Consider the following 9,690-nt stretch of genomic DNA (forward strand, 5'->3'; position numbering starts at 1 on the left):
CTCAATCCCCCAGCGCCTGCGCCAGATACACCCCCTCATTGCCCACATACGGATTCTTCGTCGGCATGAGAATCGTGCAGCCGCCATCGGGCGCGCGCACGGCCTCGTCGCCATCCCAGGCGATCACCTCGCCGGCCTCGAACGACTCGAAGCCCGACACCGGCCGCTCGAAGCGCCAGTGCGGCGTGCGGATCACCACCGTGCGCAGCAGCCGGTAGCGCCGCGGGGCCGGCCGCGGCACGCGCGCTCGCTCGATCAGGCCGAAGTGGCCGATGAAGTCCAGCGCCACCTCCACCGCCAGCGCGCCGGTCTCGCGGCGGAAGTGGCCACCGCATTCGGCCACCAGCGACACGCCGGCGTAGCCAGGGTCGGCGAATCGGCCATGCTCGATCAAGGGCGTGCCCGACCCCAGACCACCCGGCATGACCAAATGCACCTGCGGCTGGCCGATGGCGCATGCGGCCGCCGCGTTGCGCGCGTGGTCCTGGTAGACCCAGAAGGCCTGCACGTCGGCCGAGGTGCTGTGCAGGTCCAGCACGTGGTCGGCCGCGGCCACCACCGGGCGGAGTTCGCGCGCGCGGCGCAGCTCGGGGCTGTCCTCGGTGCCGTCCAGCCACTGCGCCGACCAGATGCGGTTCATGTTGTGCACGAGCAGGCGGCTGGCCAGCGGCCGCGCCGGATCGAAGCTTTCATAGGCCGCCACGTTGGCGAAGCTCACCGTGAGCGTGCCGATGCGCGGGCGCACCCCGGTATCCAGCAGATGGCAGGCAGCGACCATGCCGCAGAACTCGTTGCCGTGGGTGAGCGCGTTCACCAGCACATGCGGGCCGGGGCGGCCGCTGTCGAAGCGGTGCACGTAGTCGATGCCGGTGTTGCCCTGGCGATAGGCGGCCAGGTCGCGGGGCTTGAGGATGTCGTTCATGCGCGGGCCGCCAGTGCGGGGCGGGCGCCTGCATTGTGGGGGTTGCGTCAAGCCGGCTTGCATGTGGTGACACCCGGCGTGGGCGCAGCACCACAGGCGAACGACCATGGCGCGATTTTTTTCGTGCGCAACCCTGTGGAGCGAACTGGCACAACCCGGGTCTTGTCCACAGGGCAGGGGCCGGTGGCGAAGTTGTCCGCCTCGGCGTGCAGCCCCGGAAGCACGGCTGCCCACAGCCGTCAGGCAGCCGCAAGTGCCTGTGCTGGCAAGGAAAAAGGCGGCTTGTCCACAGCGCAGGCGCTGCCTTACCTACTAGTCCTAGTCTTGAAACTGAAAGAAAGACAAGAACAGCCGCACGGGCTGCGGGGACGGGACGGGCCCGCATCTGGTCAGCCGCCGGAGCCTGGCGCACAATCCGCCGCTTCACGCAAAACGGGGTGATCGAGATGGAGATGCTGCTGCTGGGCCTGGTGCTGTTCCTCGGCGTGCACTCGGTGCGCATCGTGGCCGAGGGCTGGCGCACCGCCATGATCGGCCGGCTGGGTGAAGGGGCCTGGAAGGGCCTGTACTCGGTGGCCTCGGTGGCGGGCTTCGCGCTCATCGTCTGGGGCTACGGGCTGGCGCGGCAGCAGCCCACCGTGCTGTGGCCGGCGGTGCCGACCGGGCTGAAGCACCTGGCCTCGCTGCTCACGCTGGGCGCCTTCGTCCTGCTGGCGGCGGCCTATGTGCCGGGCAACCACCTGAAGGCGAAGCTGCGCCACCCGATGATCCTGGGCGTGAAGCTGTGGGCGCTGGCGCACCTCGTGGTGAACAACACGCTGGCGGATCTGTTGCTGTTCGGCGGCTTCCTCGTCTGGGCGGTGCTGGACTTCCGCTCCTGCCGCCAGCGGGACCGCGCCTTGGCCGCGCAGGGCCAGTTGGCGCCACCGTCGGCACAAGGCGTACGGACGGCCATCGCCGTCGTGGTGGGCGTCGTGGCCTGGGCGGGCTTCGCCATGTGGGCGCATGGCGCCTGGATCGGCGTGCGGCCGTTCGGGGGCTGATCCCCTGACAGGTTCGCGCCGGCGCGGCGCTTAGGCTCGTGGCTCTTCAATCCACGGAGGAATCCATGAGCCAGGAATTGCCTGCCAGCGTGATCTCGCATGTCTCGCTCGGCACCAACGACTTCGGCCGCGCCAAGGCCTTTTACGACGCCGTGCTGGGCACGCTGCAGATCAGCTGCCTGATGGACGGGCCGGGCTATGCCGGCTATGGCCGGCAGTTCCCGGAGTTCTGGGTGCAGACGCCGTTCGACCAGGGGCGCGCCACGGTGGGCAATGGCGTGCACGTCGCCTTTCTGGCGAACAGCGTGGCGGAGGTGCAGGCTTTCCATGCCCGGGCGCTGGCCCTGGGCGGCCTCGACGACGGCGCGCCGGGCTTCCGCAAGGACTATGGCGACAACTACTACGCCGCCTTCGTGCGTGACCTCGATGGCCACAAGATCGAAGCGATGTTGCTGGTGCCGGCGGACTGACGATCAGCCCAGGGCGACGCGGCGCGGGAACAAATCGCGCTCCAGTGCCTCCAGCAGGGACTGCCAGCCGCGACGGGCCGCGGCCGCGCCCTGGTGCGCCTCTTCGGAGTCGCCCAGCGCATGGTCGAGCGTGAGCTCGCAGGCCTGCGGGCCAAGCGGTTCAATGTCCAGGGTGACCTGCGTCGGCGCAGCGTCGATGCCGGCCACGCCGAACTCGAACACCAGGCGGCGCGGCCGCGTGAGCTGCAGGTAGCGGCCCTGGTGCACGATGTCCATGACGCTCTCGTCGCCTTCGGCCAGCGGGCGGCGGTCCGTCACGACGAAGCGGCCGCCTTCGACCGGATCGATCTCGCAGCGGGTGACGCAGCCGGTGCGGGTGGCGAACAGGAAGCGCGAGGCCTGCCCCGGGGCAGAGCCAGGCATCGAACACCCTCTCGGCGGAGGCGCTGTAGCGGTACGACAGGCGGACGTGCACGTCCGCGGCGGCGGTCATCGGCGGCTTTATCCCCGCGACCGCCCCCGGTGTCAAGGGGCGGGCTCAGCGGGCCGCTGCGCGCGGGCCCTCGGGCAGCTCGATCTTCACCTGCAGCACCTCCAGGTCATCCTGGCGTTCCAGGTTCACCTTGAGCTGCGCGGGGTCGATGGCGAAGTACTTGCCGATCACCGCCACCAGGTCACGCTGCAGCGCCGGCAGGTAGTCCGGCTGGCCGGCGTTGCGGCCGCTGCGCTCGTGGGCCAGGATGATCTGCAGGCGCTCCTTGGCGACGCTGGCACTCTTCTTCTTCTCCCCGAGCAGGAAGGACAGCAGGGACATGGCGCTCACCTCCCGCCGAACAGGCGCTTGAGGAAGCCGGCCTTCTGCGCGTCCACGAAGCGCAGCGGCTTGTCCTCGCCCAGGAAGCGGGCCACGACGTCGAGGTAGGCCTCGGAGACGTCGCTGCCCTTGATGTGCACGGCCGGCGTGCCCTGGTTGCTGGCCTGCAGCACCGACTCGCTCTCCGGGATCACGCCCAGCAGCGGGATGCGCAGGATGTCCTGGATGTCCGCCAGCGAGAGCATCTGGCCCTGGTCCACGCGCTGCGGGTTGTAGCGGGTGATGAGCAGGTGTTCGCGCACCGGCTCCTTGCCTTCGATGGCGCGCTTCGTCTTGCTGGCCAGCATGCCCAGGATGCGGTCGGAGTCGCGCACCGAGCTGACCTCGGGGTTGGTGACCACCAGGGCCTCGTCGGCGAAGTGCATGGCCATCAGCGCACCGGTCTCGATGCCGGCGGGCGAGTCGCACACGATGTAGGCGAAGCCCATGTCGGCGAGTTCCTTCAGCACGCGCTCCACGCCGTCCTTGTTCAAGGCCTCCTTGTCGCGCGTCTGCGAGGCGGCCAGCACATGCAGGTGCTCGCAGTGCTTGTCCTTGATGAGGGCCTGGTTCAGCGTGGCCTCGCCCTGGATCACGTTCACGAAGTCGTACACCACGCGCCGCTCGCAACCCATGATGAGATCGAGGTTGCGCAGGCCGACGTCGAAGTCGATCACGCAGGTCTTGTGGCCGCGCAGGGCGAGCGCGGTGGCGAAGCTGGCGCTGGTGGTGGTCTTGCCCACGCCCCCCTTGCCGGAGGTGACGACGATGATCTTGCTCATGATGCGGTGGGTTCTCCCTGGATCGGATGAAGGCCCGGCGCCGCGGGTGCGCGGGGCGGGTGAGGGGGTGCTCAGGCGGCCAGTGCTTCCACGACCAGCCGGCCTTCGGCGCCGCCGTCCAGCCGCAGCTGGGCCGGGCGGCCGCGCAGGGCCTCGGGCCAGGGCTGCTCGCTGGTGCGGTAGACGCCGGCGATGGAGACCAGTTCGGGCTCCAGGCTGAGCGTGAGCACGCGTGCGCTGGCGTCGCCGCGCGCACCGGCGATGGCCTTGCCGCGCAGCGGCGCATAGACGTGTACGTGGCCGTCGGCGATGACTTCGGCGCCCGGGTTGACCATGGCCAGCACGACCAGGTCACGCCCGCGGGCGTAGATCTGCTGGCCGGAGCGCACCGGGCGGTCGATGACGAGGGCCGGTGCGGCGGCGATGACTGGGGGGGCTGGCGCGGGTGCTGGTTCGCTGGGCGCCGCGCCTGCATCGGCCTCGGCCGCAGCGGACGCGTCGCTAGGCGTGGGCAGGGTCCGGGTCAGCGTGGCGTCGTCGGCGAAGGCCAGGCCCGCGGCCCGTGCCGCTTCACGCTGGGCCTCGCTGCCGCCGCGCACGGCCACCGGATGCAGCCGCCAGGCATGCAGCAGATGCAGCAGCTCGCCGAAGTCGGGCACGGTGGCACGGTCGGCGGCGAGCGGGCTCAGGTCCAGCAGCAGCGGATCGTGGTCGAAGAAGTCGGGGATGTCGCCGAAGCGGGCCGCGAATTCCTGCCCCAGCAGGGCGAGATCGGCGGACTTGAGGTGCAGGGCAACGAGCGGCAGCTGGGCGCTCTTGATCTCGAACGTGGCCGGCGCACGCGCCGCGAGGGAAACCGTCATGCAGGCAGGAGGCAGGGCGAAGCGAAGCGGCGCAGTGTAGCAGCGGCCTGCTCGGGAATGACGGAAAAAAGGCCCGGGTGTTGCCACCCGGGCCAGGCTTCTCGAACAACGAGAGGAGATCGGATCGAACGCAGTGGTGATCAGCCGCGGCCCATCATGCCGCCATGTCCGCCATGGCCACCCATGCCACCGGAGCCCCCATGGCCGCGCATACCGCCGCCGGGACCCATGCGCAGGGTCTCGCCGTCGAACACCTTCTTCTGGTCGGCGGAGAGCTGGGCATAGAAGGTCTTGGTGGCCTCGGCGCGCTTGTCCTGCGCGGCATTGCGCTGGTCGCGCATCGCGCGCATGCGGTCGATGCGCTCGGGGGTCGTGAGCTTGGCCATCTCGGCGCGGTCGGGGTGCTGCATCGCGGGCGGCTTCATGCCGGCCACGAAGGCGTTCCAGGCGCCTTCCTGGGCGGGGGTGAGGGCCAGGCGCAGCTTGAGCACGTTCAGGCGATGGTTCACCCGCTCTTCCATCATGGCGTGGCGTTCCTGCGGGTTCATCCCGCGGTGCGCCATCATCGTGCCGCCCTCGCGCGGGCCGGCGCCCATGCCGGGGCCATGGCCGGGCATCTGGGCCAGGGCGGTGAAGGTGGCGGCCAGCAGGCCGGTGGCGATCAGGGTGCGTTGCAGTTTCATGGGGTGTCCTTCCGGATGGAGCGCCGGGCCGCCTTTCAGCCCAGCATGGAACGCAGTCTGGGCGAGTGATGTAACGCTGGGTTGGCGCTTGCGTTGCGGCGGTGTAAAGATGCGCCCGCGCAGCGGCAGGATGCTGCCGCCGGAGCGGCTCAGCGCGCCAGATCCTGCAGGATCGGACAGTCAGGTCGGTCGTCGCCGGCGCAGCAATGGATGAGGTGGCCCAGCGTCTGCTGCATCGCCTGCATGGCCGCGATGCGGGCGGCCAGTTCGTCCGCGTGGCGCTGAGCGATGCGGCGCACGCTGGCGCTGGCGCGGCGGCGGTTCTGCCACAGGCTCACCAGTTCCGCAATCTCGGCCATGGAGAAGCCGAGGTCGCGCGCGCGCTTGATGAAGCGCAGCGTATGCACCTCGGCCTCGGTGTAGAGGCGGTAGCCGCCCTCGGTGCGCGGCACCGAAGGCAGCAGGCCCAGCGACTCGTAGTGCCGGACCATCTTGGCCGACACGCCCGAGAGACGGGCGGCGTCGCCGATGTGCACCGGCCACGCCGGGGCAGCGCTCGCGCGGGCCATCAGGCGGTGACCTGGTAGCCCTCTTCCTCGATCGCGTGCGCCAGCGCGGCGCGGTCGCTGTCGGACTGCACCTCGACGCGGCCGGTGGGCAGATCGACCTTGACCTCGGCGGCGGGATCGACCGACTTCACGGCTTGGGTGACGGCGCCGACGCAATGGCCGCAGCTCATGCCTTGCACCTGGAAGGTCTGGTTCATGGAAATGTCCTTTCTGGGTTGACGAGGGGTCAGCATCGACCTTGCCACCATGGTAAGGTCAAGCCGGCCGAGCGGTCGACCCCTTGGCGGGCAGGGTTGATCTGCGTCAAGCCTTGACCTTGCCATGATGGCAAGGTGCATCCTGCCGTCATGAACGCTGCCACCCCCACCGAAACCGCCGCCACGCTCGACCTGGGCGTGGCCGGCATGACCTGCGCCTCGTGCGTGAACCGCGTCGAGCGCGCGCTGAAGAAGGTGCCCGGCGTCGCCGATGCCACCGTCAACCTGGCCACGGAGTCGGCCCGCGTGACCTACGCGCCCGGCACCGACGTGGAGGCCCGCATCCGCCGCGCGGTGCGCGATGCCGGCTACGAGCCGCGCGCGGCCGAGGCCGCCATCGACGCCGATCCCGGCCCCTGGGCGGGCTTCGCGCCGGTGGCCATCGGCCTGGCGTTGTCGGCGCCGCTGGTGCTGCCGATGGTGGGCGATTTCTTCGGCCGCCACTGGATGCTGCCGGCCTGGCTGCAGTTCCTGCTGGCCACGCCGGTTCAGTTCATCCTGGGTGCGCGCTTCTACCGCGCGGGCTGGCATGCCTTGCGCGCCGGCACCGGCAACATGGACCTGCTGGTGGCCGTGGGCACCAGCGCCGGCTGGGGCCTGTCGATGTGGCTGTGGCTGGCCCGGGGTGAGGCGCACCTGTACTTCGAGGCCTCGGCGGTGGTCGTCACCCTGGTGCTGCTGGGCAAGTGGCTGGAGGCGCGGGCCAAGCGGCAGACCACGCAGGCCATCCGCGCCCTGCATGCCCTGCGGCCGGAGACGGCGCGCGTGATCCTGCGCGCGGGCGGCGAGGCCGAGGTGCCGCTGGCCGAGGTGCTGGCGGGCGACCGGCTGGTGATCCGGCCGGGTGAGCGGGTGCCGGCTGACGGGGTGGTGGAAGAGGGCGAGACGCAGGTCGATGAATCCATGCTGACCGGCGAGCCGCTGCCCGTGACCAAGGGCCCGGGCGACCGTCTGACCGGGGGCAGCATCAATGGGGAAGGCCGCGTGGTGCTGCGCGCCACGGCCGTGGGCGCGGAGAGCGTGCTGGCGCGCATCATCCGGCTGGTGGAGGACGCGCAGGCGGCGAAGGCGCCGATCCAGCGAATGGTGGACCAGGTCTCGGCCGTGTTCGTGCCGGTGGTGATGGGCCTGTCGCTCCTCACGCTGGGGGGCTGGATGCTGGTGGGCGCCGGCTTCGAGGCCGCGCTGATCCACGCGGTGGCGGTGCTGGTGATCGCCTGTCCCTGTGCGCTGGGCCTGGCCACGCCGGCGGCGGTGATGGCGGGCACGGGTGTGGCGGCGAAGCACGGCATCCTGATCAAGGACGCGCAGGCGCTGGAACTCGCGCACCGGGTGGACACGGTGGCCTTCGACAAGACGGGCACGCTCACCGTGGGCCGGCCGCGGCTGGTGGCCTTCGTGCCTGCGCCGGGCGTGGAGGAAGCCGCGGCGCTGTCGGCGGCGGCCAGCCTGCAGAGCGGCAGCGAGCATCCGCTGGCGCGTGCCGTGGTGGCGGCGGCCGGCGAGCGGGGCCTCGCGCTGCCGCCGCCGGCCTCGGTGCGGGCGGTGCCCGGCCGCGGCACGGAGGGCGAGGTCGGCGTGCGCAGCTACCTGATCGGCAGCCTGCGCTGGATGGAGGAACTGGGCGTGCCGCTGGGCAGCCTGCAGGCCGAGGCGACGCGCCTGGCCGGCGAGGGCGCCACGCTGTCGGTGCTGGTGGAGCGGGCCACCGAGGGCCTGGCCCTGCGCGCGCTGATGGCCTTTGCGGACGAGCCCAAGCCCGGCGCGGCCGAGGCCGTGGCGGCCTTGCGGGCGCGGGGCCTGCGCGTGCGCATGATCTCCGGCGACAACCGCGCCGCCGCCGAGGCGATGGGTCTGCGCCTGGGGCTTGCGGCCGACGAGGTGATGGCCGAGGTGCTGCCGGGCGAGAAGGCCGCGCGCGTGGCCGCGCTGCGCGAAGGCGGCCATGTGGTGGCGATGGTGGGGGACGGCGTGAACGACGCGCCCGCGCTCGCGGCGGCCGATGTCGGCCTCGCGATGGGCACCGGCACCGACGTCGCCATGCATGCCGCCGGCATCACGCTGATGCGCGGCGATGTGGGCCTGGTGGCCGGCGCCTTCGACATCTCGCATCGCACGGTGACCAAGATCCGGCAGAACCTGTTCTGGGCCTTCATCTACAACGTGGCGGGCATTCCCCTGGCCGCGCTGGGCTACCTGAACCCGGTGCTGGCCGGCGGCGCGATGGCGCTGTCGAGCGTGAGCGTGATGACCAATGCGCTGCTGCTGCGGCGCTGGCGAGGCCCGCGCGCTTGACCTGAGTCAACGGCGCCCGCGCGCCGGCATGGGAAGCTGTGGCCGAAACCTGGAGACAAAGCCATGCAGCGACCTGCCCTGCGCATCATCCGTGACGAACACGTGGCCGTGGCCGCCGTGCTGCGGTCCCTCATCCACATGATCGACCGCGGTCCGGGCGACCAGCCCGAACGCTTCTTCGACGTGCTGCGGGCCATGCTGTTCTACATCGACGAGTTCCCCGAGCGCTTTCACCACCCGAAGGAGTCGGACCTGCTGTTCCCCAAGATCGCGCGCGTGGCGCCGGAGCTGATGTCGGTGATCCAGCGGCTGGAGAACGACCACATGGCCGGCGAGGGCCGGGTGCGTGAGCTGCAGCACCTGCTGCTGGCCTGGGAACTGCTGGGCGATGCGCGGCGGCCGGCTTTCGAGGAGGGTGCGCGCAAGTACGTGGACTTCTACCTGGCGCACATGGGCGCGGAAGAGCACCACCTGCTGCCGGTGGCGCAGGAGCGCCTGACCGATGACGACTGGAAGCAGCTCGACGCGGCCTTCCTCGCGCACAAGGACCCGCTCGCCAGTGGCGAGCGCGATCCGAGCTTCGACCGCCTGTTCACCCGCATCGTGATGCGGGCGCCGGCCCCGATCGGGGTGGGGCCGGAGGCTTGAGGGGGGTCACCCCGCCAGCGCCGGATAGTCCGTATACCCCTTCTCCGTGCCGCCATAGAACGTGGCGCGGTCCGGCGTGTTCAGCGGGGCGTTCTGCTGCAGCCGCGCCACCAGATCCGGGTTGGCGATGAAGGGGCGGCCGAAGGCCACCAGGTCGGCGCCCTGCTGCAGGGCCTGCTCGGCCAGGGCGCGGTCGTAGCCGTTGTTCACCATCCAGGCACCGGTGCCGCCAGCCTCGCGCCAGGCCTGGGGCAGCGCGGCGTAGTCGAACGGGCGGCCCTCCACCGCGCGCGCGCCGCCGGGGG

General features: G+C 71.0%; 12 protein-coding genes and 1 pseudogene. 4 read left to right on the forward strand and 9 right to left on the reverse strand.

Annotation, left to right across the window (positions count from 1 at the left end):
* Position 1 precedes the first annotated feature (1 nt).
* Positions 2–922, reverse strand: a complete 921-nt coding sequence (locus ACE3T5_RS09550; protein WP_374666899.1) for a succinylglutamate desuccinylase/aspartoacylase family protein — start codon at positions 920–922, stop codon at positions 2–4.
* Positions 923–1,368: 446 nt separating this feature from the next.
* Between ACE3T5_RS09550 and ACE3T5_RS09555 the strand changes: the two genes are divergently transcribed.
* The gene (locus tag ACE3T5_RS09555; protein ID WP_374666901.1) at positions 1,369–1,965 is read left to right on the forward strand and encodes an NnrU family protein; all 597 of its coding nucleotides are present in this window, start codon (positions 1,369–1,371) and stop codon (positions 1,963–1,965) included.
* A gap of 65 nt (positions 1,966–2,030) precedes the next feature.
* Positions 2,031–2,435 carry a VOC family protein gene (locus ACE3T5_RS09560; protein ID WP_374666903.1) on the forward strand — a complete coding sequence of 135 codons (405 nt, stop codon included), beginning with the start codon at positions 2,031–2,033 and terminating at the stop codon, positions 2,433–2,435.
* 3 nt (positions 2,436–2,438) lie between these two features.
* Here the strand turns inward: ACE3T5_RS09560 and ACE3T5_RS09565 are convergent, their stop codons facing one another.
* From ACE3T5_RS09565 to ACE3T5_RS09595, 7 genes are all read right to left on the reverse strand, one after another.
* Complete coding sequence (locus ACE3T5_RS09565; RefSeq protein WP_374666905.1) at positions 2,439–2,858, reverse strand: SRPBCC domain-containing protein; 420 nt, start codon at positions 2,856–2,858, stop codon at positions 2,439–2,441.
* Positions 2,859–2,973: 115 nt separating this feature from the next.
* On the reverse strand, positions 2,974–3,249 hold the full coding sequence (minE, locus tag ACE3T5_RS09570) for a cell division topological specificity factor MinE (protein ID WP_374666907.1): 276 nt from the start codon (positions 3,247–3,249) through the stop codon (positions 2,974–2,976).
* Between the two features lie 5 nt (positions 3,250–3,254).
* Positions 3,255–4,070 carry a septum site-determining protein MinD gene (gene minD / locus ACE3T5_RS09575; RefSeq protein ID WP_374666909.1) on the reverse strand — a complete coding sequence of 272 codons (816 nt, stop codon included), beginning with the start codon at positions 4,068–4,070 and terminating at the stop codon, positions 3,255–3,257.
* Between the two features lie 71 nt (positions 4,071–4,141).
* Entirely contained in the window at positions 4,142–4,933 is a 792-nt protein-coding gene (gene minC, locus ACE3T5_RS09580; protein ID WP_374666911.1) for a septum site-determining protein MinC, read from the reverse strand.
* 140 nt (positions 4,934–5,073) lie between these two features.
* Entirely contained in the window at positions 5,074–5,616 is a 543-nt protein-coding gene (locus tag ACE3T5_RS09585) for a Spy/CpxP family protein refolding chaperone (protein WP_374666913.1), read from the reverse strand.
* Between the two features lie 149 nt (positions 5,617–5,765).
* Positions 5,766–6,185, reverse strand: coding sequence for a Cu(I)-responsive transcriptional regulator (gene cueR, locus ACE3T5_RS09590; RefSeq protein ID WP_374666915.1), 420 nt, complete (start codon positions 6,183–6,185; stop codon positions 5,766–5,768).
* Positions 6,185–6,382 carry a heavy-metal-associated domain-containing protein gene (locus ACE3T5_RS09595; protein WP_374666916.1) on the reverse strand — a complete coding sequence of 66 codons (198 nt, stop codon included), beginning with the start codon at positions 6,380–6,382 and terminating at the stop codon, positions 6,185–6,187. The genes cueR and ACE3T5_RS09595 overlap by 1 nt, the downstream gene beginning before the upstream one ends.
* Positions 6,383–6,532: 150 nt before the next feature.
* Here ACE3T5_RS09595 and ACE3T5_RS09600 point away from each other — a divergent pair, with 150 nt between their 5' ends.
* Both ACE3T5_RS09600 and ACE3T5_RS09605 read left to right on the forward strand, forming a co-directional pair.
* Positions 6,533–8,737: a heavy metal translocating P-type ATPase gene (locus tag ACE3T5_RS09600; protein ID WP_374666917.1), complete on the forward strand. Its 2,205-nt coding sequence runs from the start codon at positions 6,533–6,535 to the stop codon at positions 8,735–8,737.
* A 63-nt stretch (positions 8,738–8,800) separates the two neighbouring features.
* The gene (locus ACE3T5_RS09605; RefSeq protein WP_374666918.1) at positions 8,801–9,385 is read left to right on the forward strand and encodes a hemerythrin domain-containing protein; all 585 of its coding nucleotides are present in this window, start codon (positions 8,801–8,803) and stop codon (positions 9,383–9,385) included.
* A gap of 6 nt (positions 9,386–9,391) precedes the next feature.
* On the opposite strand, the pseudogene ACE3T5_RS09610 reads toward ACE3T5_RS09605, so the two are convergent.
* Positions 9,392–9,690, reverse strand: a pseudogene (locus ACE3T5_RS09610) (alkene reductase); the annotation flags it as partial.

This window comes from Ramlibacter sp., from assembly GCF_041916345.1.
Lineage (GTDB): Bacteria > Pseudomonadota > Gammaproteobacteria > Burkholderiales > Burkholderiaceae_C > Ramlibacter.

Coding starts and splice junctions, on each gene's coding strand:
- ACE3T5_RS09550 (WP_374666899.1), bottom strand. CDS start 922: ATGAACGACATCCTCAAGCCCCGCGACCTGGCCGCCTATCGCCAGGGC.
- ACE3T5_RS09605 (WP_374666918.1), top strand. CDS start 8,801: ATGCAGCGACCTGCCCTGCGCATCATCCGTGACGAACACGTGGCCGTG.
- minD (WP_374666909.1), bottom strand. CDS start 4,070: ATGAGCAAGATCATCGTCGTCACCTCCGGCAAGGGGGGCGTGGGCAAG.
- cueR (WP_374666915.1), bottom strand. CDS start 6,185: ATGGCCCGCGCGAGCGCTGCCCCGGCGTGGCCGGTGCACATCGGCGAC.
- ACE3T5_RS09585 (WP_374666913.1), bottom strand. CDS start 5,616: ATGAAACTGCAACGCACCCTGATCGCCACCGGCCTGCTGGCCGCCACC.
- ACE3T5_RS09565 (WP_374666905.1), bottom strand. CDS start 2,858: ATGCCTGGCTCTGCCCCGGGGCAGGCCTCGCGCTTCCTGTTCGCCACC.
- ACE3T5_RS09595 (WP_374666916.1), bottom strand. CDS start 6,382: ATGAACCAGACCTTCCAGGTGCAAGGCATGAGCTGCGGCCATTGCGTC.
- ACE3T5_RS09560 (WP_374666903.1), top strand. CDS start 2,031: ATGAGCCAGGAATTGCCTGCCAGCGTGATCTCGCATGTCTCGCTCGGC.
- ACE3T5_RS09600 (WP_374666917.1), top strand. CDS start 6,533: ATGAACGCTGCCACCCCCACCGAAACCGCCGCCACGCTCGACCTGGGC.
- minC (WP_374666911.1), bottom strand. CDS start 4,933: ATGACGGTTTCCCTCGCGGCGCGTGCGCCGGCCACGTTCGAGATCAAG.
- ACE3T5_RS09555 (WP_374666901.1), top strand. CDS start 1,369: ATGGAGATGCTGCTGCTGGGCCTGGTGCTGTTCCTCGGCGTGCACTCG.
- minE (WP_374666907.1), bottom strand. CDS start 3,249: ATGTCCCTGCTGTCCTTCCTGCTCGGGGAGAAGAAGAAGAGTGCCAGC.